Genomic DNA, 23,833 nt, shown 5'->3' on the forward strand with positions numbered 1-23,833 from the left:
CCTTTCACTTCTAGGCTTGTTTCAAGCGCTTAGTCAGTTCAATAATTTGAACCGTTAATTCCAATTCTTTTTGTTGATTGCCGGTTTTTCTGGCTTCAAGCTGCTCTAATTGTCGTTTTTTGATTTCTTCAGCTAGGCCAGTCAGCGCAATAACTTTTTTCAAATCAGAAATTTCCCGTTCATTACTATCTTGTGACATAGGTATTATGGAGATGTCGACGATCAATTGCTTCATCCCATCATCCTTTAAATAATTCAAGAAATCCGCTAAAATAAAATTCCCATGAACTATCATATAACTATCGATATAAAGAAGCAATTCCTGATATTGATCGTGTACAAATTGAAATCCGCCAGCGATTAGTTCTTCTCTCACCATCGGCTCATTCATACTACGATAAATTAACATTCGTTCAGCCTTTTCTGTTTGAGATAGCTGCTGAACTGCTACTTGTGGTGCACTTTGTACATTGGTTTGACGCCGTTCATTACGCACCTGGTTTCTTGCCAATTGTAGTTGTTGTTTCAAGCTATCTTTTGATAACTGAAAATTATCTGCTAATTGACTTAAATATAAATCCTGCTCAACCGGTGACTGAACTTTTGCTAAATCCTGCATCAACTCGTTTAAATAAGTCAACAGATCATTTTCATTATCTAAGTTCAAGTCTTTTTTGTAATAATTCATCTTAAAAACAAAAGGTGTTTGCCGGCCATGCTGAAATAAATTTTGTAATGCTTCAGCACCATATTTTTTTAAATATTCATCTGGATCTAATTGTTCTGGAATGGTAACAGCAGAAACATTTATTCGAGAGTGATTACTAAAACTAGTGATGGCTCGTTCGGTTGCCGCCATTCCAGGCGAATCACCATCATAAGCAATGATTACCTGATTTGTGATTCGTTCAATCGCCGCCATTTGTTGTTCGGTCAAACTTGTACCCATTGAAGCTAACCCCGTTTTAATGCCAGCTCGCCAAGCAGCAATCACATCCATAAAACCTTCAAACAAGATTGCTTCGCCTTGTTTACGAATCTCATTCCGAGCTTTATCAAAATTAAAAAGCACGACTCGCTTGTTAAATAACTCAGTTTCAGGGGAATTCAGGTATTTTGGCTGATCCTCACCAGGATATTCTGCTGTTTTTAGCAACCGTCCTGAAAAGCCGATTGTCTTCCCACGAAAATCATTTAAAGGAAACATGACCCTCTGGTAAAAACGATCAACAAAACTACCATCCTCTCGCCGAATAAATAAACCACTGCGTTCCATAATGTCATCAGAAAAACCTTCACGACGACTAATCTGCACTAAAAAATCCCGTTGATTTGGCGCAAAGCCTAACTTAAATTCTTCAATGATTGAATCATCTAATCCTCGTTGCTGCAAATAATCTAATGCTGCCTCACCGACTGCTGTGTTTATTAACATATGATTGTAAAGATCACGAGCTTTTTCATGAAGCGTAATTAATTTTTTTTGATCTGAATTTTCGACCACTTCTGTCTGTGGGTTGATATTTAATTGTAACGGAATTTGTTCCATTTCAGCAACTTTTTGAACCGATTCAGGAAAACTAATTCCTTCAATCTCCTGTAAAAAAGTAAAGACATTTCCGCCTTTTCCACATCCAAAGCAATGAAAGATCTGTTTGTCTTCTGCTACTGAAAATGAAGGGGTCTTTTCTTCATGAAAAGGACACAATCCAGAATAATTTTTTCCAGATTTTTTCAACTGAACATATTGACCAATTACTTCGACAATATTGGTTTTTTCCCTAACATCATCAATTACTTCCTGAGGAATTCTCTGTGCCATACCCATCACCCCTATCTTTAAAAGAATAACAGCCACAAAAATCGCCCTAATTCAAAAACTAATCAGCGCGACTCAAAGACACAAATATACATTTATCATTTTATCAGATTCCAAAAAAATTTCAAGCATTACGCTTACTTTTGCATTGGAGCAAAAAAATCTAGAATCTTACGGTTCATCTCAACGATTTCAGCATAAAACATATTGCCACCGTTACGATACAAATAACCACCATTATACATCAAGGACTGAATTTTCATGTAGCGATACTGAGACTGATCTGTATTACCCATACCTGGTGATAACACATCCCGCGAATAATTTTCAGCCAAACTAACAGTATTTTCACCACCATTTTCTTTGACGTAATCGATGTATTTAAAACCAAAATTATAGGCTTGAATAGCAGTAGATAAATCACAACCGGCAGCCTCCGCTAATTTCAAACTTTCAGCAAAATGACTAACACCTTGTTTCAAGCTTTCTTCTTGGCTAGATATTTGCCCAGTAGTTCCATAAGCACTCTCAGAGCTCTGCATTAAATCTGTCCCACGACCTTTTGATTCAGTATACATAATACCTAATATCGTATCGGTGTATTCTTCAATACCTTCATCTGCAGCAATTTCACTAACTTCTGAGCGATAGGCATTAACTGTTTTTGTAAATTGAAACGTGCGATAAAATAGAATTCCTGCAACTATTAAAACGCCCATTAATATGAAAATAACGAATCCCTTAAAAAAATTTTTAATTTTTCTCATTGATAACCATCCAACTAAATTTCTTATGACTTCCATAGTACAAGAAGCTACGGAGATTAAAAAGTAAACTTCGACAGTTTTATATTTCTTTAAACTATTATTATTCAATCTTTAATTATTGTAAGGTCCTCTCTTTTTAATTGCATTGTAAACATAGAAATCGTTATACTAATGTAATAGTAGGTGATGATGTGAAAGTGGAAAATAAAACAGTGGTTGTAGCAGACGGTTCAGAAATATATTACGAAAAATATGGTAGTGGTAGTGCCTTGTTCTTACTTCATGGAAATGGTGGGAGTGGGAAATATTTCTCAAAACAATTAGAAAATTTTAGTCAGTACTTCACTGTATTTGTGGTTGATAGTCGTGGCCATGGACGGTCAACAAATACAAAAAAAGTAACGAGTTTTCAATTAATGGCAGATGATCTATTGGCAATTATGAAACAAGAAAAAATTGAAAAAGCTGACTTGTTGGGCTTTAGTGATGGTGCAAATTTAGCGATGGTTTTTGCCCATCTTTATCCGGATCATTGTGACCATTTAGTATTAAATGCGGGAAACACATTGGTCAGCGGTGTTCGCTTGATGCCTCATCTAGCAAGTTATTTACAATATGCTATTGTTTGGATAGGTTCCTTCTTTGATAAAGGGATGCGGAATTTTTTACCTATTTTGAAATTACTGTTTCATGATGTTGGTTTAAATAGTCAAGATCTAGCAGAAATTACGGCACCAACGTTAGTTATAGTTGGAAAACATGATGTTATCAAAACGAGTCACTCAATGTATTTAGCCCGTACCATTCCCAATGCTAGCTTTGCACTAGTTAAAGGTCAAGGTCACATGTTTGCCAGAAGAAATCCAAAACGATTTAATGAAGAAGTATTACGCTTTCTTCTAGAAAGTACGAGGTCTTAAAATGGAAAAACTGATTGATTGGTTTAAACGAAACGCCAAAAAAATAAAAACAATCTTTTTAATATCTGTAATAGTGATTGTTTTCTACGAATTATCGAATATTGCTAAGACTATTTCGTTTCATCAATTAAAGGATATTTTTTCAAATATCCCGCCGATTAATATTTTATTAATGGCTTTAATAGGTTTGATAGCAATTCTTCCAATGTTAGGCTATGACGTTATTTTGAATCAACTCTTAGGTCAAAAACCAAAAAAAACTTATCTCCTAGAAACTAGCTGGCTAGTGAATACTTTGAATAATTTAGCTGGGTTTGGTGGTTTTATCAGTGCTGGCCTCCGCTCAGAATTTTATGGAAAACAAAATACTGGAAAAAAAGTTGTTCAAGCTTTATCCAAAATATTAATCTTTACCATGTCAGGGCTTTCATTATATGCCCTTCTTTCCTTTTTCCTAGTTTTTTTTGACGAATCAAATAGTTATTTAAGTCAGTATTGGGTTTGGTTAATTGCCGGCGGTTTATACTTCCCGATTGTTTTTTGCTTAAGCTTATTTGGTAAAGGTGAATACTTAGGTGACTTGTCTCACCGTCATCGTTTCCAATTAATCTTAACTTCTGTCTTAGAATGGTCTTTTGTTTTAATTAGTTTTATTGCTACTGGATTATTAATGGGGCTCTCATTTGAAATTCGTGAGGTCATTCCATTATTCATCGCTGCTACCGTAATTGGGATTGCCTCAATGATTCCAGGCGAATTAGGTAGTTTTGATTTAATGATGATTATTGGCTTATCCGCTCTAAATATTAATCGTGAAACTGTTGTCGCATGGTTGTTATTGTTTAGACTTTTTTATTATATTGTGCCATTTATTATTGGGGTTACTCTCTTTATTAAAAATTTCAATACAACAATTAATCAACGCTACAATGACATTCCTATCAATTTATTGAAAGAAATCTTTCATAAAGTTGAAGTATTTCTCCTATATCTGACTGGCATCATGATGGTTTTATCAGCAACAATTCCAGAATTCTTTTTCAGGTTTAGCTGGTTTAATCATCTTAACCCGATTCAATCAAGAGTCATCGTTGTTTTTCCAGCAATATTGCTAGGTTATTTATTAATTATTGCTGGTCGTGGCATTCAAGCCAGAGTCAAACGAGCTTATTGGCCAACAATTCTTTTAATTCTTTTGACTTTCATCTATGCATTTTTTGCTGGCTTCCAATTGTCAACAGGGATTTTTCTTTTGTTTTTACTATTTTTCGTTATTTTCTCTAAAAACGAATTGTATCGAGAGCAATTGGTTTATAGTTGGGAATGGCTAACAATTGATGGACTTATCTTTGGTGGATTAGCTATTTTGTATATTGTTATTGGCGTTTATAATAGTCCTCACATCCATCATCGCCACCATTTGCCAGAATTTTTCTTATTTCCTAGTGAAAGGATTTGGGGAGTTGGCTTTATTGCCATCTTAGTCGTATCACTGATTGTATTATTCTTTGTGCGCTATTTAAAAGGGAAAAAAGTGAAGATTGGCGAAGACTTAGATGCACAAAAGATTGAGACTATTTTAGCAAATTATGGTGGAAATGCTGATAGTCAATTGGTCTTTTTAAAGGATAAACAGGTCTATATTTACAATAATGGCGAAGAAGATACTGTCTTTTTCCAAATGTCGTGCTTTAACAATAAGCTTTTAGTCATGGGAGATCCTTCAGGTAAAAAGGACGACTTTGAAAAAGCGACCGAAGAATTTATTGAAATTGCTGATCGTTTCAATTATCAACCTGTTTTTTATGAAAATAGCGAAGACATGGTGATGTTGTTACATGAAGTTGGGTATGATTTTATCAAGTTTGGCGAAAAAGCCCATGTTTACTTACCAGACTTTACTCTAAGCGGAAAAAAAATGAAGGGTCAAAGAGCCAGTTTCAACAAAATAGTAAAACAAGGCTTTATCTTTGAAGTCATTCAACCACCATTTTCAAAAGAAATAATCCAACAATTAAAGGATATCTCTGATGAGTGGTTAAATGGTCGTAAAGAAAAAGGCTATTCTCTCGGCTTTTTCTCAGAAGATTATTTACAACGTGCACCAATTGGGGTAATCAGAAATGAAAATCAAGAGATTGTTGCATTTGCTAATTTTATGCCAACCTATACAGATAACCAACTAGCAACCATTGACCTTATGCGGCATAGTCCGACAAAAGCTCCTGGGGGAACAATGGACTTTCTATTTATTAATTTGTTCCAATATTTTCAAGAACAAGGTATCCAATATTTTGATTTGGGAATGGCTCCTTTAGCTAATGTGGGCACTTCTCGAAAAAGTTTTACTCAAGAACGAATTGCCTACCTAGTCTATAATTTTGGTTCTCGTTTTTATTCTTTTGGCGGCTTAAAAGAATACAAAGATAAATATGCTACCAAGTGGTCTGCGGCTTATGTTCTTTATCCACGAGATAGCTGGATCGGCTATGTTATGGCTGCCCTATTGATTACTGACAATGCACCTGTTTTAAATGATGCACATTCAAATAAAAGAAAATGGCGCAATAAGTTTTAAAACTTACTGCGTCATTTTTATGTCATTTCTTTATGCCAATAGACAGATAGTTTTCGATTGATTTCTTCTAGTTGAGGTAATTTTTGCTGACTAACGTAAGGATTTTCACCGACCAGCTTAGCACAAATCGGTTGAACTTCCCGAAAGAAATCTTCGAAACCAAGTAAATCTTCTACTTTCACTTTTAAAACTAATTCATTTCCCAAAGAAGAGTAATAATAGCGAAAAGGTTCCTTATTTTTTCCCATAAAACTTGTAACTAACTGATCTTCAACATTAACTAGATGACTCTTCAAATAAGTTTCAGTTAGCTCTTCGACTCCTTGAATTTGCCCTTGCAAAGCTTTAAATGAATACTTCCCTTTACGATCTATTTGAAAAATCATTTGCATAATATCACTTAATTGCCGATAATTAATTTCTTCCGGAACTAATAATCTCCGCCAAACAGGTGGCTTTTCACCAACAATATCAACTCGTAGCTGAAATCCCTTTAGCATGCCGTCATCATCTTCAAACGGCTCAAAAAAATCGATCTCCATATTAGGAAAAGGAATGACATTACTTTTCGTATGTGGTTTATCATAATTAATTTCATTTAACATCGTTTTAGTAACATGAGCAAAATCAATAATTTCATTATCAGTCATTTCAACCAACAATTTTCGCTTATCTGCTCCCCAAAAGCTTGAATCAATCAATCGGTAAAAAAATAAGTTTTTGTTTTCTTGTAATAGTGTCTGTATTTTTTTAAAATCCTCATTAGAAATTAAATCAACTTGTCTTAACTCAAAATATAGGTCCATCAACGCTTGATGAATCAATAAGCCTTCACCAAAAAAAACGGGGAAATCTTTAGGAATGTCCACAGTATAAACTTGCAGAATAGTCTTAGAATCCACTAATTTATAGCTAAACTTTTGTTTATCTACGCGATCTAAGAAAAAATCAATCGTATCTAAAAGTGAATCAGCATCATCCATACTACCTACAAATAAATAATGATAAAAATCTTCTGCTAATCGATTAAATAATTCTTCAATTTGTCCCATAAGACCCCTCCTTATATTTAATTATAACAAAAGAGGACTTCTGGGTCTGTATTTGATTAATAAAAAGAACAACCGAAGTTTTATCCTCGATTGTTCTAAACTTTATTTTTTTCCACCGAATGCATCTTTGACCTTATTGAAAAAACCTTCTTCTTTTTGCTCAGAAACGGTTTGCCCACCTGCTTCAGCGAAAGTTCTTAAAGCTTCTCTTTGTTGGTCATTTAAATTCTTAGGAGTGACAATTTTTACTGTTACTTGTTGATCGCCATTTACATTTCCTCTCAAACGTGGTGCACCTTTACCACGTAAGCGGAATTTTTGTCCTGTTTGTGTTCCAGCAGGAATTTTTAATTTAACGTCACCATGAACTGTTGGTATCGCAATTTCATCACCTAAAGCTGCTTGAACAAAGCTCAATGGTAATGTGTAATAAATTTCTGGTCCTTCACGATCAAATATATCACTTTGTTTTACTTGGAAAACCACATATAAATCGCCATAAGGTCCTCCATTTGTACCCGCTTCACCTTGTTCAGCTAAACGCATTTGTTGACCATCTTCTACACCTGCAGGCACATTTACTTTTACAGTGTGTGGACGTTTTTCATGTCCTGAACCATGACATGTTGGACAAGGATCTTTGATTTCTTTACCTGTCCCATGGCAGACATCACATGTTTGACGACTAACAACTCGTCCTAAAGGAGTTTGATGTTCAACATTAATTGTTCCGGCACCATGACATTTATGACAAACTTCCGGTTGTGTTCCTGGTTTTGCTCCATTACCGTGACAAGTATGACATGTTTCCTCACGGTTATATTTAACATCTTTTTCAGCACCAAAAATTGCTTCTTCAAATTCCAAGGTAACTGAATATTGTAAGTCAGCACCTTGCCTTGGTGCAGTAGGATCCGCTTGACGTCCGCCACCAGCTCCTCCAAAAAATGATTCAAAGATATCTTCAAAGCCAAAACCAGCTCCGCCGCCGCCAAATCCTCCGGCGCCACCAAATCCGCCAAAGCCACCAGCTCCACCGCCAAAGTTTGGATCGGTTCCCGCGTGACCATACTGATCATAGGCTGCTCGTTTTTGAGGATCGCTTAAAATTTCATAGGCTTCGGAAATTTCTTTGAATTTTTCTTCTGCATCGGCTTCTTTATTAATATCTGGATGGTATTTTTTTGAAAGCTTCCGATAAGCTTTTTTTATCTCATCATCTGAAGCTCCTTTTTGTACCCCAAGGAGTTCATAATAATCCCTTTTTTCAGCCATTTGTTTTCCTCCATAAAATAGAATCGCTAGTATTGTATCACAATGTTTCCATTAACGATAGATGAATACCAGCTAAATCAGAAACGAGACTGAGACAAAAACCAAAATGTTTTTTGCTTCAGTCTCGCTATCTAATTATTCTTAAGCTTATTTATCTTTGTCGTCGCCGTCAACTTCTTCAAAATCAGCATCTACGACATCATCCGCGCCACCTTGTGCAGCTTCTGGATTTTCTTCTGCTTGTTGTTGAGCTGCTTGTTCATAAAGTTTTACAGTTAAGCTTTGAACGATTTCATTCAATGCATCACGTTTAGTCTTCATGTCTTCGATGTTGTTAGCTTCAACAGCAGCTTTTAATTCATCGCGAGCTTCTTCGGCTTTTTTAACTTCTTCAGCGTCAACTTTTCCTTCTAACTCTTTCAAAGTTTTATCAACTGAGAATAATAAGGCATCAATGTCATTACGTAAATCAACTTCTTCTTTACGAACTTTATCAGCTTCAGCATTTGCTTCTGCATCTTTAACCATCCGTTCGATTTCATCATCAGATAAACCTGAAGAAGATTTAATCGTAATTTTTTGTTCTTTTTGTGTGCCTAAGTCTTTGGCAGAAACATTTACGATCCCGTTTTTATCAATATCAAATGTTACTTCGATTTGAGGAATACCACGTGGAGCTGGTGGAATATCAGTTAATTGGAATCTACCTAAAGTTTTATTATCAGTTGCCATTGGACGTTCACCTTGTAACACGTGAATATCTACTGCTGGTTGGTTATCAGCCGCTGTCGAGAATACTTGAGATTTACTTGTTGGAATTGTTGTGTTGCGGTCAATCAATTTAGTGAAGACTGAGCCCATTGTTTCAATCCCTAGAGATAATGGAGTGACATCAAGTAAAACAACATCTTTTACATCACCAGTGATAACGCCACCTTGAATAGCAGCACCCATGGCAACTACTTCATCTGGGTTCACTGATTTATTTGGTTCTTTAGCAGTTTCTTTACGTACTGCTTCAACTACTGCTGGAATACGAGTAGAACCACCAACTAAAATCACTTCATCAACTTCTGATTGAGAAAGTCCAGCATCTTTTAATGCTTGACGGACTGGTGTTTTAGTTCTTTCAACTAAATCAGCAGTAATTTCATCAAATTTTGCACGAGATAACGTATTTTCTAAGTGTAATGGACCAGCATCGCCTGCTGTAATAAATGGTAAGCTAATTTGAGTTGAGCTTACACCAGATAAATCTTTTTTGGCTTTTTCAGCTGCATCTTTCAATCTTTGCATAGCCATATTATCTAAACTTAAGTCAATACCATTTTCTTTTTTAAATTCAGCAACCAGATAGTCAATGATCTTGTTATCAAAATCATCCCCACCTAAATTGTTGTCACCAGCTGTTGATAATACATCAAAGACACCATCACCTAATTCAAGGATTGATACGTCAAATGTACCACCACCAAGGTCAAATACTAAGATTTTTTGGTCTTTGTCAGTTTTGTCTAAACCATATGCTAAAGCTGCTGCAGTTGGTTCATTAACGATCCGTTCAACTTCTAAACCAGCAATTTTACCAGCATCTTTTGTTGCTTGACGTTGACTATCATTAAAGTAAGCAGGAACAGTAATAACTGCTTTTTCAACTTTTTCACCTAAATAATCTTCTGCAAAACCTTTCATATATTGTAAGATCATTGCTGAAATTTCTTGAGGTGTATAAGATTTGCCATCCATTTCAACTTTATAACCAGCTTCACCCATATGACGTTTGATTGATGAAACAGTATGTGGATTAGTAACCGCCTGGCGTTTTGCTACTTCACCAACTTGGATTTCTCCATTTTTGAATGACACAACAGAAGGAGTTGTACGGTTACCTTCTGGATTTGCAATAATTTTTGCTTCATTACCTTCTAATACGGCAACGGCAGAGTTTGTTGTACCTAAGTCAATACCAATAATTTTACTCATAATTTTCAGTCTCCTTTATTTTTTAAGCTGACGAATCAGTGAATTTTTTTATTGTGCGACAATAACCATCGCTGGGCGTAACACGCGATCATGTAATTGATAGCCCTTTTGCAATACTTCCACAATTGAATCTGTAGGAACATCATCAGTTGCAGGAATTGTTTGCACTGCTTGATGCAGATTTGGATCAAATACAACATCAACTGCTGGAATTTCTGTAATTCCTTCTTCTTTCAAAGCTACAGTCAGACTTTCTAACACCATTTCCACACCTTTTTTAAGGCTAGCACCTTGATCATCATTTACTTCAGTAGCTAATGCACGTTCAAGGTTGTCAATCACAGGTAGAATTTTTTTAGCTAAATCTTGTGAACGATACTTAACTAATTGTTCTCGCTCATTTTTGTTGCGGTTTTGCATATTAGCAATTTCTGCTCGTGCCCGCAAAAACTTATCTTCCATCTCATTAAACTCTGCGGTTAATTGATCAAACTCAGAAATTTCGTTTTCTTCAATTGTTGTCTCAATTTCCTGATCCATTTCTTCATTCAATTCCGCATCATCGTGTTTGTTTTTTTCTGCCACTTTGCTCTTCCTTTCTGAGGAATATTTTAGTGATTCAAATCAAGGGAACGATAATAATCATCCAGTATTGCTGTCAGTTCGTAACGAAAAACATCTAATAAACCAAATATTTTCGAATAAGGCATTGAAGTCGGTCCCAATAAAGCAATTGTGCCGCGACCATGACCAATAATTTGATAGTTGGCTTGCACCATTGTCAAATTATCAAACATGCGATCTCCCAATTCAGCACCCATGCGAACATGAATCTCTTGATCAGTTGGTAAAAGTAATTTTGTCAATTCATCGGAATCTTGCATCAATGAATACATTGATTTGAACTGAGATAAATCGTCAGGATTTGCGTTCAAAATATTCATCCGACCACTGACAAAAACTTTTTCCTCAAAAGCTTCATTTAAAATGATATCGAACAATCGGCCAATACCATCAGTTGTTTGAAAATAACGATGTAAAATCATCGGAATTTCCGTTCTTAACTTCTGATAGACTGTTAAGAGCGGTTGACCGACTAGACGGTCATTAATGATCTTCACCATTTTTTCTAAGTCACTGCTTGCTACATTCTCAGGAATTCTAAAGACTTGGCTTTCTACATTTCCCTTGTCTGTCACGATAATTGCTAAAATCTGACGGTCATTCAAAGGAACAATTCTAAACCCTGTCAACGTCCGGTCCTTCATCTCAGGTCCTAAAGAAAATGCTGTATAACTAGTAACTTCTGATAAAATTTTGGCTGATTGTGAAATAATATCATCAATCTCATGAATGTCTTTTTTTAAGGAAGAACGAATTTGCTCTACTTCTTGCTTATTCACCTTAGCTGGCGTCAATAAATGATCAATGTAATAACGATAACCTTTTTTCGAAGGTACTCGTCCGGAAGATGAATGAGTCTTTTCAATTAAGCCATTTTCTTCCAATACTTTCATATCATTGCGAATTGTTGCCGAGCTTGCTTGTACGCCTTCTTCCATCAACCTTTTCGAACCAACTGGCTGACCAGTTTCAGTAAAGTCTTGGATGATCAAGCGGAGAATTAAATTTTGCCTTTCCGTTAACATATGCTCACCCTCTGGTTGGCACTCTTTATCTTTAAGTGCTAACTCGATTATAAATATACCATAATTGTAGATTAAGTCAAGAGAAAAGACAAAAAAATTAGCACTCTCTATTAAAGAGTGCTAATCGCATCATCAATTAAAAATTTTTCAAAGACTTCATTGCCTTTAAACATACCTGCCTGAGTTAAAAAGATTCGTTGATCACTGATTTGAAGCAATTTTTCATTGACTAATTCTTCAATGACTAGTGAATAAATATCTTCAATTCTTCTACCAAAGCGTTCTTTAAATTTTTCTTTAGACACGCCTTCTTTTTTTCGTAAACCTAAAAATAGTTCCTCTTCTATTTGGCTTTTAACAGTCAAAAATTCTTCTTCAATAATCGGTAATTGATCCTCTTTTAGAGGCTGTAAATAATGTTGAATCGGTCCACTATTTTTATAGCGTTTATCTCCTAAATACCCACTAGCTCCCGCACCAATTCCAAAATAATTTTGATTGTTCCAGTAAACCATATTGTGTTGACTTTCATAGCCGGGTTGAGCGAAATTACTGATTTCATATTGTTTTTTGCCGGCTTTTTCCAATGCTTCCATCACTTCTAAATACATTTGCGCTTCGATATCTTGCTCCGGTAAAATCATTTTTCCTTTACGAATCCAATTCATAAACATTGTTTTATTTTCCAAAATTAAAGAATACAACGCATAATGCGGCAAATCTAAAGCCAAAGCTTGCTGAATCGTCTCACGAAAACTTTCTAATGTTTGTCCCGGCAGAGCGTAGATTAAATCAATCGTGATATTATTAAAGTCCATTTTATCCAGCAATTTGATTGAATCATAGACATCTTCAGCGGTATGTTTTCGCCCAATTTTTCTTAATAAATGATTATCAAAAGTCTGAACACCCATTGATACACGATTCACACCATTATTCTTAAAAACTTGAAGTTTTTCTTCGGTTAAATCTCCCGGATTTGCTTCAACCGTAAATTCACCTTCACTATAGGGCAGAATTTCCCTTAAGCCTTTCAATAAAACCTCTAATTGATTGGCTGAAAGAGATGTTGGTGTACCTCCACCAACATAAATGGTGGGAACATTTTCCACTGGATATTCGATTAACTGTAATTTTGTTTCATTTAAGACAGCTGCAATATATTCATCTACCGGTTGCCCCTCAATAAAAACTTTATTAAAGTCACAGTAATAACATAGATGTTGACAAAAAGGGATATGAATATAGGCAGACGTTGCTCGGTTCATTTGGTTCATTTCTCGGTCTCCTTGTTGAATCTGCTAACAAAGTTTAACATGAATCATTAAATAAAAAAACATCCAAATAGATGGATGTTTCAACGCATTACTTTTATACTCATCCCAGCAACAATACATGCGAGACCAAAAAAAGTCACAATATTTGGTAATGGATCTCCTAAAATAATAATTCCTAATAAAACGGAAAAAACTACTTCTAATGACTGCGTTGCTTCTGTCGTGGCAAGTAATCGCAAATTATCATGCACCATTTGGGTACCTCGGAAAAACAAATAAGTAGCAATCACTCCTGATGAAAGTGCTACAATAAAACTTGCCGTTACCTGGCTTTGACTCGGCAAGCCACTACGTACGAACGCGATAACGCTGCAAATAAGCCAAGTTGGCAAACTACAAATAAGCATCGCTAAAATTCTTTCCATCGTTGTTAAATTGCTCCCTTCCACATTTAACAACATAACTTTTCGATTGCCTAATGGATAAGCAAAAGCTGCGACTAAAACAACAAAAAAAGCTAGTAAACTATTTTGCCAAGAACTAGCAGAAAAATGACTGGATTCCACCAATACTATTCCAAATAAAATAACTGCAAAACAAAACAAATCAAAGGTTGTCATGCGACTGTCTATTTTTGCTTGATTCGTTTTTGCTAAGAACGGTGCCAAGATACTACCAGCAATAATTGTAATCTGCCAGGTACTCGCCACTAACCAGCCAGGTGCCAAGGTGGACGCAAAAGTCAGCGGAACATAAAACAAACCAAAACCAACTTGACTCCATAAAATCCAGCGTAAAGGTGAGCGTTTGATCTCATTAAAGACTTTTCGAAGCTGATGTCTTTTTCTTGCTACGATAAAAAAGAAAAATGGCAGCATAATTAAATAACGGAGTGCGGCAGTCCAAAGCCAATCGCCGCCATCTAGAGACATCACTTGGTTTAAAACAAAAGTTATCGAAAAGAAAAAAGCTGAAATAACTCCTAATAAAACTGCCATTAACTCACTCCCGTCAATGATTGATATCTTTATTATATAGAAGAAATCACACGCGATCAAAATATTTTTTAGTTATTCTAATAGTTTTTGCAAAAAAACTCATCAATAACTACTTGATGAGTTCAAAATATTTACACGTATTCTCTTTGTCTTGCTCTAATTGTTGAATTAGTTCCTCTGCCGATGAAAATGCTACTTGACCTCTAAGCAAATGATACCAACGAACTTTTACTTTTTCTCCATAGATATCTTGGTCAAAATCTAAAATATTCAACTCAACTGTTAAGGGACGATTTGCTTCAAAAGTATCATTATGTCCAATCGATCCCATTGCCTGATACCACTTATTGCCGACAAAAATCTCATTGGCATACACGCCCTCTTTAGGTAAAAGAATATCATGATCAATTAAAATATTGGCTGTTGGATAACCTAGCGTGCGTCCTCTAGCATCACCATGGATAACAGTTCCTTTAGTTTCATAGACATAACCTAATAATTCATTTGCCGCCTCTAAATCGCCCTCTGATAACAATTGGCGAATGCGAGAGGAAGAGATTTTTTCACTGTCTTTAGTTTTTTCTGAAACAACAACTGTTTCGAAACGATTTTTAGCATAGATCGGCAAGTGATCAACATCGGCATCTTTTCCTTTACCGCCATAAGTATAATCAAATCCTACTACTGCGACTTTCCCATGAAGCGCAACTATATATTCATCAACAAATTTCTGCGGATCCTGTCCAGCAAATGCAGAGGTAAAGGCCACTTCATATAAATAATCAACACCTAAATTTTTCATTAAAACTTCTTTTTGTTTTAAGGTCGATAAATACTTAATCGGTGTCTCTTTTACTTTACTAAATACAACTGCAGGATGTTGATTGAAAGTCATGACTGCGAGTTTTAAGTTCCGCTCATGCGCAATTTGTTTACCTTTTTCAATAACTTCTTGGTGTCCTCGATGCACACCATCAAAAAAGCCCAAAACCAATACGACATCATCATCGGGAATCATCGCTTTTTGATAAGGATGATGTAGTTTAATTACTTCCATTAATTTGACTCCTGTTCATTTCGAATGACTTTACTAGGTTTTAATAACCAGTTTTTTTCTGGATGTTGCTGATATAGACTAACCAATTGATCTTGATAAAAAAAAGCAATTAATGGCGCAGGCAATTGCTTGTAACCAAATTCTTTAATTGGCATTAATTGCCCATTTTTTACTTTCTGCCATTGATTGTCAGTCAAATTGACTCTTGGAAAATCTGTTACTGCCGATTCGATTGGCTGTAATGCTTGATTCATTTGATTACTTTCCATTAATTCAGCTACTTGAGCTAGGGTTCTCGCCTGTCCTGCTGAGTAACCGCCACTGGCCAAACGGGTTAAGTCAGACATATGGGCTGGATAACCCAACTTTTCTCCTAAATCAACTGCCAATGTTCTGACGTAAGTTCCTTTGCCACAGTCTACTTGAAAACGCCAAGAAAAAGTATGCTTTTCTAGATTATAGATTGGCTCACTAATACGTTCAAAGCTTTTAATTTCAGCTTGTCGAATTGGTCTTTCGACAGTTTCACCAGCGCGAGCATACTCGTAAAGCCTTTTGCCCTTCACCTTGACAGCTGAAAACATTGGAGGTACCTGAATAATTGTACCGATAAAACTTGTCATCATTTGATCGATTTCTTCGGTTGATAGAGGTTCTTTCACCTCTTTTTTCTCCACAATCTCGCCTGATGCATCTTCTGTAGTCGTCGAAAAACCTAAAGTAATTTCTCCTTGATAAATTTTCCCATTGTCTTGCAAATATTCTATGACTTTTGTGCCTTTACCAATACAGATTGGTAAGACACCATCGACATCAGGATCTAAGGTTCCTCCATGTCCAACTTTTTTTGTCTGCAAAATTTTTCTTAATTTAAATACGCAATCATGACTGGTCATGCCGCGTTCTTTCCATAGCGGTAAAATGCCATCCATTTACATTTCCTCGTTTCTTATTCAACTCACATATTATAGCATAGCAAAAAAAGGGTGTCAGAACAAAAAGATTTTGCCTCTTTATTCTGACACCTTTTTAATTAATGATCTTCAAGATTATCTGCTTTTTCCTTTGCAATCTGTTTTTTATTTCTAAAGCGAAAATGAACGCTCGACTCGGTAGTTTTTTTCATCGCATAAGACTCCAAAAGGTTCACCCGATGACGGTATTCATTCGCTGAAAAAGTTGAGATTTCTCCAGCTCCTTCGAACTCATCAATGACTTTACGCTCTAAATAATAGCCTCGAATCAATTCCTTTGAATAAATCGGATCTTGTTGGATTAAAAAAGTCCCAAAAAGTCCGCCACCTTCAACCTGCAACATCAAATTTTCTCGCGTAGCGATAAAAAAATCGATTAACTCTTCATCATATACATCTCTTAAATTATCTAATGAATCTAAAATAATTTGACTATTCCGTTCAAATATTGATTTCAAAGCATTTATATCAATATTGCTAACAATTTCTTCTCGTTTCTGACGTCTTTGCCAAGCCAATTTAGGATGTAGAATAATCCGTATTAAGCGTCTCACAAAGATTAACCAAAAGCTTAGGAAAGAGAGCAACTGTTTAGCCACAGAGGATTCAACATTTGATATAAAGCGAGAATATAAGCGATATGCATTGATATTGATGGTCCGATTTCTAAAGCTTTCATCTAAGCCATCTTGCTCCACAGAAATAATTAGTGCTTGAATCTCTTGGAATTCTTGCTGGCTGCTCTCTGGCATTGCATTATTAAACGCCTCTTGAATGCGGTCTTGATAGTTTGCAATCACCGCCTGAAGAGCAAATTGCTCCTTTTCACTTAATTCATTTTGATTCAAGTCTGATTCTAAATTATCAATGACTTCTCGAAAAATACCCATTAATTTAGGTTCTAGTTCTGGTACTTTTTCACCATCCGATAAAAGAGGCAAGACAAAAGTCCCGATAATTAAAGTGAAAAAGGTAACCGAAGCCGTAATAAACAACAGTAGTGAACGATCTCGAAACTCTAAACCATTAATTGTCGCTGGCAAAATAAAGATTGTAGCAATACTGACTGTTCCCTTTACGCCACCAAAAGTCAGCAGTAATCGTTCTCGAATATGACGATGAGTATTTTTAAAGCCCTTTGTACATACGTAGTAGACTGTTACAAATAAAAAACGCAAGACAAATAATAACGCAGTTAATAATAACACTATCGTTACTAAATGCAGATTTGAATAGCTGCGGTTAGTCCATACCGGAGAAAATACTTGAGTTAATTCAATACCTAGAAATATAAATACCAAACCATTTAAAGTAAAACTAATCGTTCCCCAAGTACTTTCAGTAATATTTGACAATTGCGCATCGAATAAAGTGATTTTTCTAAAACCTGCCGCTTCCAATACACCAGTAACCACTGCTGCAATAATTCCTGAAGCGTGAAATAACTCCGCCACAAAATAAGCTGCAAAAGGCAAAATTAATTCAATCATGAAATAAGCCGAAATATCTTGAGCCGAAATACGTTCAATTAAATTCGTAATTTGTCGTTTGATAAAAACCACAGCAAATCCTGCTAACGCACCAGCAATACTAGAAAATAATAATGTGCCACTAGCATCCACTAGAGAAAACTGTCCAGTTAATAAAGCCGCCAGAGCAAACTGAAAAGCTGTTACCCCAGTTGCATCATTAATTAATCCTTCTCCTTCTAACACATGCATAACAGAATTAGGAATATTTAAACGTTTGGCTAAAGATCCCACAGCCACAGCATCTGTCGGGCCCAATGATGCACCAAAGGCTAAACAAGCTGCAATCGGAATGGTCGGAATCAATCCTTTGAGGGCAAACCCCAATCCAACAATCGTTAAAATAACTCCACCAAAGGCTAACAACAGAATAATTTTAAAATGTCTCAAAATGGATGGAATATCTGCAGTTTCACCTTCACGAAATAGTAAAGGAGCAATAATCATCACCAAAAATACTTCCGGCTCAAAGGTTATTGAACGTCCAAGTTCAGTAAAACCTAGGAGAATTCCTAATAATATCTGAATCATAAAAATAGGAATATTGGGAAGTATTTTTGCGATAATATTTGAAAGTGTGATAGCGATGGCGATTACAATGATTATTTCAATTAAACCCATTGAATCACCTCTTATCTTTTAATTTTAGTTTGTTTTGCTTTAATGAGAATTGTAAGAAATTCACGTTTTTTTTGGATGATCTTATCTTCCAATTCTTGAATTTCTGCTTCATGACTGACGGTACAACATAATTGTCCTCGTTTAGCTTCTAAACGCAATAAGTCATGTTTGATTTTTTCAATTTTTCTGAAGGCTAATAAATTATTCTTCTTTAAGCGTAGTTTTAATTCTTTTTTTTCTTCAGGTGAAATGCCGCCAAACTCTTCATGAAGCTGCCGCATTTTTTCATCAAAATTGATGGTCATTTTAATTGCCTCCTAGATTTGATAAAAAAAGAAATCTTTTTAACAATGGTAACTGTAACAGGATTTCATGAAAAATGCAAAAAAATCTGAACAGAATTGTCCAGATTTTTTCACAGATTATTCTTTATTCAGATTTCTTAACATTTGGTCGATTTTTGACCCATATTCAACAGATTCATCTAGTTCAAAAAACAATTCTGGTGTTTTATAAATCGATAATGCTTGGCCCAATTCTCGCCGAATCAAACCTTTTGCTTTATCAAGACCAGCTTGAGCTTTTTGTTTATCAGAAGCTTTTTCAGATAATAAACTGTAAAAGATAGTTGCTTGTTGCAAATCACCCGTCACATGTACATCAGTAATATTTACATCTTGCACTCTAGGGTCACGCACTCTTTTACGTAAAATATCATTCACTTCTTTTAGAATCTCTTGGGCCACACGACGATCACGATAGTTTGGCATCATGTAACTCCCTTTATTCAGATAATATTTACTTAAAATCTAACTTTTTATTTTTGTTCGATTTCTTGCATGATGAAGCCTTCAATAATATCGTCAACTTTTACATCATTGAATTTTTCAATCATAGCGCCACATTCGTAGCCCATTTTAACTTCTTTCACGTCATCCTTGAAACGTTTCAAGCTAGCAAGTTTGCCTTCAAAAATAACAATTCCTTCACGGATTAATCGAATTCCACTATCTCGTTGGATTGAACCTTCAGTCACATAACATCCAGCAATCGTTCCAACTTTAGAAACTTTGTAAGTTTCACGGATAACCATTTGACCAGTAATTTTTTCTTCAAATTCTGGATCCAACATACCCTTCATAGCTGTTTCGATTTCTTCGATGGCTTTATAAATGATACGGTGTAAACGAATATCAACTTCTTCACCTTCAGCTTGTTGACGCGCTTGTGGTGTAGGACGCACATTGAATCCGATAATAATCGCATTACTTGCTGCAGCTAAAGTAACATCACTTTCGTTAATGGCACCTACAGCTGAATGGACGATATTTACTCGAACACCTTCAACATCAATTTTTTGTAATGAAGCAGCTAAAGCTTCCGCAGAACCTTGAACGTCCGCTTTAATAATGACATTAACAGCTTTTAATTCGCCTTCTTTTAATGATTCAAACAAGTTATCTAAAGTTACCCTTTGGTTAGCATTTCGTTGAACCAACATTGCGCGTTTAGCTCGCTCTTCACCGGCAGCACGTGCAGTTTTTTCATCTGCAAAGACGGCAAAACGGTCACCTGCTTGAGGCACATCATTTAAACCAGTAATTTCAACTGGTGTCGCAGGTCCAGCAGTTTTATCACGACGACCAATGTCATTTGTCATTACTCGGACACGTCCGTAAGTATTCCCCACAACGATTGGGTCCCCGACATTTAAAGTTCCTTCTTGAACTAATAAAGTCGCAACTGGGCCTTTACCTTTATCTAAACGGGCTTCGATAACTGTACCGATGGCAGCTTGCTTAGGATTAGCTTTCAAATCTTCCACTTCAGAAACTAATAGAATCATTTCTAATAGTTCTTCAATGTTTTGATTGAATTTGGCAGAAATTTCCACGAAGATTGTGTCGCCACCCCATGCTTCAGGAATTAATTCGTACTCACTTAATTCTTGCATCACGTGTTGTGGATTAGCGCCTGGTTTATCAATCTTATTTACTGCTACGATGATTGGCACTTCTGCCGCTTTCGCGTGATTGATTGCTTCAATTGTTTGAGGCATTACTCCGTCATCAGCAGCAACTACTAAAATAGTAATATCTGTAATACTTGCTCCTCGAGCACGCATGCTTGTAAAGGCCGCGTGACCTGGAGTATCTAAGAAAGTAATTGGTTTGCCGTTAATATCGATTTGGTAAGCACCGATATGTTGCGTTATCCCGCCGGCTTCTCCACTGGTTACTCGAGAATGACGTAAAGTATCTAGCAAAGTAGTTTTACCATGGTCAACGTGACCCATGATGGTTACAACTGGTGGACGTGGTACTAATTTGTCTTCATCAACTTTTTCAGCTTCAAAGAACCGATCGATATCAGCAATATCCACTTGTACTTTTTCTTCGGCTTCCATACCATAGTCAGTTGCTAAAAGTTCAATCGTATCTTTATCCAATGGTTGGTTTTGGTTGACCATAACACCTATCATGAATAATTTTTTGATGATTTCCGCTGGCTCGCGGTGAATCTTTTTAGCAATATCTGCCACGTTCATGCCATCAGTATATTCTAATACATCAGGTAATTCACGGAATTTACGTGCTGGCACTGGCGGTTTATTGCTGGTTTGTTGTTGACGACCTTTTTTGCCTTTTTTGTTGAACTTGTTACGACGATTTTGGTTGCCACCATAACTATTTCCACCGTAGCTATTACGATTTTGATTGTTATTACTGTATGTTTTTTTGTTTTTATTTTGCGTGTTACTTTGTCCACCCTGGTTTGTCCCTTGTTGATTATTAGTCGTTGGACGATTTTGTTGATTATTAGTTGAACGATTTTGATTACTGTTTTGTTGTCCAGTATTTGTTGGACGATTTTGATTTGTATTTGCTGCTGGACGGTTTTGATTATTTGGTCTTTGTTGCGAATGATTTTGACCACTTGCATTCGTTCTATTTTGGTTGCTTTGAGTCGGTCTGTTTTGTTGCGTATTTTGAGATGAACGATTTTGATTATTGCCTTGAGTCGGGCGATTTTGTCCACCAGTATTTTGGGCTGGACGGTTTGATCCACCAGCGTTTTGAGTTGGTCGACTTTGTTGGTTATTTTGTGGTCGACTGTTCTGTGTTGATTGGGCTGATCGATTCGCCTGGTTATTATTCGGGCGATTTTGATTCCCTTGATTATTTTGATTGTTGCGATTAGGTCTTGCATTATTTTGGTTTTGATTCACGTTTTCTTTATTTCCTTTTCTATTTTGAAAGTTTGGATTATTTTTTGAACTTTTCCCATGGAATTTATTTTTTTCGTGCTGGTTAGCTGCTGGTTTTGCTGGAGTATTGTTTACTTTATCAGCTGGTTGAAAAGCCTTTTTCAGCTTGGTTTCATCGTCTCCTGAAAGTGAACCCATATGGTTTGTCACTTGGATTCCTAGCTTATTGGCTTTCTCCACAACTTCTTTACTTGATTGATTGATTTCTTTGGCAAATTCATATACTCGTTTTTTTCCCATGCAATCACCTTCCTAACCTTTTATTAACGTCATGATTTTTTTCGCAAAGCCATTATCAACAACTGCGAGTACTTTTCGCGGTTTGCCAATGGCTGCAATAACCTCATCCTCACTTAACGCGATGACACATGGCGTTTTATAGTACTGACTTTTGTCAGTTAACTTCTTTTGTGTATTTTCACTGGCATCAGTTGAGACAATCACAAGTTTCGCTTTGCTTTTGCGAATTGCTTGAATAGTCAGTTCTTCTCCAGTAATCAGTTTGCCTGCACGCATAGCAAGCCCTAACATGTTTAAGACTTGTTTATTCATTACTAAAAAGCTCTTTTCTAGCTTTTTGATGTTTCACATAATCCAATAATTCTTGATAAAAAGCATCACTAATTTCAGTCTCTAAAACGCGATCTAATAAGTGTTTGTCCCAGGCTTTTTCAACTTCACTAGGTTCTAGTGCAACATATGCACCGCGACCCGGCATCTTGCCAGTAGGATCTAAACTTACTCCACCATCTTTTGATTTCGTGATTCGTACCAATTCTTTTTTGGGAAAAAGCTCACCTGAAACGACTGATTTTCTCAAAGGAACTTTACGTTTTTTCATCAGTGACCTCCTAGTTTTCCGTTTCCTCATCAAAAGCTACTTCTTCAATATCATCTGTTGACATATCTGGTGTAATTTCTTCAACTGTCACTTCTTCAACAGGAACTTCTACTTCAGGAACCTCAGCTAAAGCTTCAGCTGATTCATCAAAATCACCATCATCATAATTAGCATAAAATTCTTCCATATCCGATTCAGCTTTGATATCAATTTTGTGAGCTGTTAATTTTGCAGCTAACCGTGCATTTTGGCCCCGTTTTCCGATTGCTAATGATAGTTGGTAATCAGGAACAACTACCGTACAAATTTTCGGATTTTCAACATCAAAAATGACATCTTCAACTTGTGCTGGGTTTAGAGAATTTGCAATAAATACTGCCGGATCTTCATTCCATTCAACAATATCCATATTTTCACCTTTTAATTCATTGACAATCGCTTGTACTCGTTGTCCTTTGGGTCCAACACAAGTACCAACTGGGTCAATATTAGGATCATTCGAGCGAACAGCTACTTTTGCACGATCGCCTGCTTCTCTAGCGATACTAACAATTTCAACTGTACCATCGTAAACTTCTGGTACTTCTTGTTCGAATAAGCGACGCAATAAATCAGGATGTGAACGACTAACAAAGACTTGTGGTCCCTTTGAAGTGTTTTCTACGCGAGAAACGTAAACTTTAATTCGATCATGGGCTTGATAACGTTCGTTAGGAATTTGATCTTGTTTAGATAAAACAGCTTCAATCTTTCCTAAGTTCACATAAATATAGCGGTTGTCTTGACGTTCTACGATTCCTTGCATAATGTCATTTTCATATTCGCTGTATTCATTGTAAATAATGTTTCTTTCTGCTTCACGAACCCGTTGCAAAATAACTTGTTTTGCTGTTTGTGCAGCAATCCGACCAAAGTCTTTTGGTGTTACTTCAAACCGAATCTTGTCACCAATCTCGTAAGCTGGATTGATTGTCATGGCTTCTTTTAAAGAAACTTCTAATTGTGAGTCCATCACTTCTTCTGTTACTTCTTTGACTGCAAAAACGTGAATGTCACCTTTTTTCTGGTTGAAATCAACTTCAACATTTTGCGCTTGTCCATAATGTCTTTTATATGCGGAAACTAAAGCTGCTTCAAGGGCTTCAATCACGATTTCTTTAGAAATACCTTTTTCTGCTTCCAGAGTGTCTAGTGCATTAAGCATTTCTTTACTCATTTATTTTTC

Annotated in this window: 20 protein-coding genes; 2 read left to right on the forward strand and 18 right to left on the reverse strand. The window is 36.1% G+C overall.

The genetic code is table 11. The features are described 5' to 3' along the window. Positions 1-10 precede the first annotated feature (10 nt). Together dnaG and ACVWNY_RS07795 are read right to left on the reverse strand one after the other, a co-directional pair. Positions 11-1,822: a DNA primase gene (gene dnaG / locus ACVWNY_RS07790; RefSeq protein WP_218325043.1), complete on the reverse strand. Its 1,812-nt coding sequence runs from the start codon at positions 1,820-1,822 to the stop codon at positions 11-13. A gap of 134 nt (positions 1,823-1,956) precedes the next feature. Next, positions 1,957-2,586, reverse strand: coding sequence for a lysozyme family protein (locus ACVWNY_RS07795; protein WP_218325042.1), 630 nt, complete (start codon positions 2,584-2,586; stop codon positions 1,957-1,959). Between the two features lie 191 nt (positions 2,587-2,777). Here ACVWNY_RS07795 and ACVWNY_RS07800 point away from each other — a divergent pair, with 191 nt between their 5' ends. Both ACVWNY_RS07800 and mprF read left to right on the forward strand, forming a co-directional pair. Then, positions 2,778-3,506, forward strand: a complete 729-nt coding sequence (locus ACVWNY_RS07800; RefSeq protein ID WP_218325041.1) for an alpha/beta fold hydrolase — start codon at positions 2,778-2,780, stop codon at positions 3,504-3,506. A gap of 1 nt (position 3,507) precedes the next feature. Continuing rightward, positions 3,508-6,084, forward strand: a complete 2,577-nt coding sequence (gene mprF / locus ACVWNY_RS07805; protein WP_218325040.1) for a bifunctional lysylphosphatidylglycerol flippase/synthetase MprF — start codon at positions 3,508-3,510, stop codon at positions 6,082-6,084. Positions 6,085-6,101: 17 nt separating this feature from the next. On the opposite strand, the gene ACVWNY_RS07810 is transcribed toward mprF, so the two are convergent. The 16 genes from ACVWNY_RS07810 to nusA form a co-directional block, all read right to left on the reverse strand. Then, positions 6,102-7,136 carry an IS1096 element passenger TnpR family protein gene (locus ACVWNY_RS07810; protein WP_454071211.1) on the reverse strand — a complete coding sequence of 345 codons (1,035 nt, stop codon included), beginning with the start codon at positions 7,134-7,136 and terminating at the stop codon, positions 6,102-6,104. A gap of 102 nt (positions 7,137-7,238) precedes the next feature. Then, positions 7,239-8,411 carry a molecular chaperone DnaJ gene (gene dnaJ / locus ACVWNY_RS07815; protein WP_218325038.1) on the reverse strand — a complete coding sequence of 391 codons (1,173 nt, stop codon included), beginning with the start codon at positions 8,409-8,411 and terminating at the stop codon, positions 7,239-7,241. Between the two features lie 147 nt (positions 8,412-8,558). Continuing rightward, positions 8,559-10,394, reverse strand: coding sequence for a molecular chaperone DnaK (gene dnaK, locus ACVWNY_RS07820; RefSeq protein ID WP_218325037.1), 1,836 nt, complete (start codon positions 10,392-10,394; stop codon positions 8,559-8,561). Between the two features lie 48 nt (positions 10,395-10,442). After that, on the reverse strand, positions 10,443-10,979 hold the full coding sequence (grpE, locus tag ACVWNY_RS07825; protein WP_218325036.1) for a nucleotide exchange factor GrpE: 537 nt from the start codon (positions 10,977-10,979) through the stop codon (positions 10,443-10,445). Positions 10,980-11,005: 26 nt separating this feature from the next. After that, the gene (gene hrcA, locus ACVWNY_RS07830) at positions 11,006-12,043 is read right to left on the reverse strand and encodes a heat-inducible transcriptional repressor HrcA (RefSeq protein WP_218325035.1); all 1,038 of its coding nucleotides are present in this window, start codon (positions 12,041-12,043) and stop codon (positions 11,006-11,008) included. A 110-nt stretch (positions 12,044-12,153) separates the two neighbouring features. Next, complete coding sequence (gene hemW / locus ACVWNY_RS07835) at positions 12,154-13,311, reverse strand: radical SAM family heme chaperone HemW (protein WP_218325443.1); 1,158 nt, start codon at positions 13,309-13,311, stop codon at positions 12,154-12,156. An 89-nt stretch (positions 13,312-13,400) separates the two neighbouring features. Beyond that, positions 13,401-14,318: a DMT family transporter gene (locus ACVWNY_RS07840; protein WP_218325034.1), complete on the reverse strand. Its 918-nt coding sequence runs from the start codon at positions 14,316-14,318 to the stop codon at positions 13,401-13,403. 109 nt (positions 14,319-14,427) lie between these two features. Further along, positions 14,428-15,375: a riboflavin biosynthesis protein RibF gene (ribF, locus tag ACVWNY_RS07845; protein ID WP_218325033.1), complete on the reverse strand. Its 948-nt coding sequence runs from the start codon at positions 15,373-15,375 to the stop codon at positions 14,428-14,430. Continuing rightward, entirely contained in the window at positions 15,375-16,307 is a 933-nt protein-coding gene (gene truB / locus ACVWNY_RS07850; RefSeq protein WP_218325032.1) for a tRNA pseudouridine(55) synthase TruB, read from the reverse strand. Before truB ends, ribF begins: the two co-directional genes overlap by 1 nt. Before the next feature lie 101 nt (positions 16,308-16,408). Next, positions 16,409-18,499, reverse strand: a complete 2,091-nt coding sequence (locus ACVWNY_RS07855) for a cation:proton antiporter (protein WP_218325031.1) — start codon at positions 18,497-18,499, stop codon at positions 16,409-16,411. Positions 18,500-18,510: 11 nt separating this feature from the next. Then, positions 18,511-18,804, reverse strand: a complete 294-nt coding sequence (locus ACVWNY_RS07860; protein WP_218325030.1) for a hypothetical protein — start codon at positions 18,802-18,804, stop codon at positions 18,511-18,513. Between the two features lie 117 nt (positions 18,805-18,921). After that, entirely contained in the window at positions 18,922-19,269 is a 348-nt protein-coding gene (gene rbfA / locus ACVWNY_RS07865) for a 30S ribosome-binding factor RbfA (RefSeq protein WP_218325029.1), read from the reverse strand. A gap of 47 nt (positions 19,270-19,316) precedes the next feature. After that, positions 19,317-22,007 carry a translation initiation factor IF-2 gene (gene infB, locus ACVWNY_RS07870; protein WP_218325028.1) on the reverse strand — a complete coding sequence of 897 codons (2,691 nt, stop codon included), beginning with the start codon at positions 22,005-22,007 and terminating at the stop codon, positions 19,317-19,319. Positions 22,008-22,019: 12 nt separating this feature from the next. Beyond that, complete coding sequence (locus tag ACVWNY_RS07875; protein ID WP_218325027.1) at positions 22,020-22,319, reverse strand: YlxQ-related RNA-binding protein; 300 nt, start codon at positions 22,317-22,319, stop codon at positions 22,020-22,022. Further along, positions 22,312-22,608: an RNase P modulator RnpM gene (gene rnpM, locus ACVWNY_RS07880; protein ID WP_218325026.1), complete on the reverse strand. Its 297-nt coding sequence runs from the start codon at positions 22,606-22,608 to the stop codon at positions 22,312-22,314. Before rnpM ends, ACVWNY_RS07875 begins: the two co-directional genes overlap by 8 nt. 10 nt (positions 22,609-22,618) lie before the next feature. Beyond that, on the reverse strand, positions 22,619-23,824 hold the full coding sequence (nusA, locus tag ACVWNY_RS07885; RefSeq protein WP_218325025.1) for a transcription termination factor NusA: 1,206 nt from the start codon (positions 23,822-23,824) through the stop codon (positions 22,619-22,621). Between the last annotated feature and the right edge of the window lie 9 nt (positions 23,825-23,833).

The sequence above is a fragment of the Enterococcus sp. JNUCC 77 genome, from assembly GCF_054819945.1.

Coding starts and splice junctions, on each gene's coding strand:
- dnaK (WP_218325037.1), bottom strand. CDS start 10,394: ATGAGTAAAATTATTGGTATTGACTTAGGTACAACAAACTCTGCCGTT.
- ACVWNY_RS07795 (WP_218325042.1), bottom strand. CDS start 2,586: ATGAGAAAAATTAAAAATTTTTTTAAGGGATTCGTTATTTTCATATTA.
- ribF (WP_218325033.1), bottom strand. CDS start 15,375: ATGGAAGTAATTAAACTACATCATCCTTATCAAAAAGCGATGATTCCC.
- rnpM (WP_218325026.1), bottom strand. CDS start 22,608: ATGAAAAAACGTAAAGTTCCTTTGAGAAAATCAGTCGTTTCAGGTGAG.
- ACVWNY_RS07855 (WP_218325031.1), bottom strand. CDS start 18,499: ATGGGTTTAATTGAAATAATCATTGTAATCGCCATCGCTATCACACTT.
- dnaG (WP_218325043.1), bottom strand. CDS start 1,822: ATGGCACAGAGAATTCCTCAGGAAGTAATTGATGATGTTAGGGAAAAA.
- ACVWNY_RS07840 (WP_218325034.1), bottom strand. CDS start 14,318: ATGGCAGTTTTATTAGGAGTTATTTCAGCTTTTTTCTTTTCGATAACT.
- nusA (WP_218325025.1), bottom strand. CDS start 23,824: ATGAGTAAAGAAATGCTTAATGCACTAGACACTCTGGAAGCAGAAAAA.
- ACVWNY_RS07810 (WP_454071211.1), bottom strand. CDS start 7,136: ATGGGACAAATTGAAGAATTATTTAATCGATTAGCAGAAGATTTTTAT.
- rbfA (WP_218325029.1), bottom strand. CDS start 19,269: ATGCCAAACTATCGTGATCGTCGTGTGGCCCAAGAGATTCTAAAAGAA.
- hemW (WP_218325443.1), bottom strand. CDS start 13,311: ATGAACCGAGCAACGTCTGCCTATATTCATATCCCTTTTTGTCAACAT.
- hrcA (WP_218325035.1), bottom strand. CDS start 12,043: ATGTTAACGGAAAGGCAAAATTTAATTCTCCGCTTGATCATCCAAGAC.
- ACVWNY_RS07860 (WP_218325030.1), bottom strand. CDS start 18,804: ATGACCATCAATTTTGATGAAAAAATGCGGCAGCTTCATGAAGAGTTT.
- ACVWNY_RS07875 (WP_218325027.1), bottom strand. CDS start 22,319: ATGAATAAACAAGTCTTAAACATGTTAGGGCTTGCTATGCGTGCAGGC.
- dnaJ (WP_218325038.1), bottom strand. CDS start 8,411: ATGGCTGAAAAAAGGGATTATTATGAACTCCTTGGGGTACAAAAAGGA.
- truB (WP_218325032.1), bottom strand. CDS start 16,307: ATGGATGGCATTTTACCGCTATGGAAAGAACGCGGCATGACCAGTCAT.
- mprF (WP_218325040.1), top strand. CDS start 3,508: ATGGAAAAACTGATTGATTGGTTTAAACGAAACGCCAAAAAAATAAAA.
- infB (WP_218325028.1), bottom strand. CDS start 22,007: ATGGGAAAAAAACGAGTATATGAATTTGCCAAAGAAATCAATCAATCA.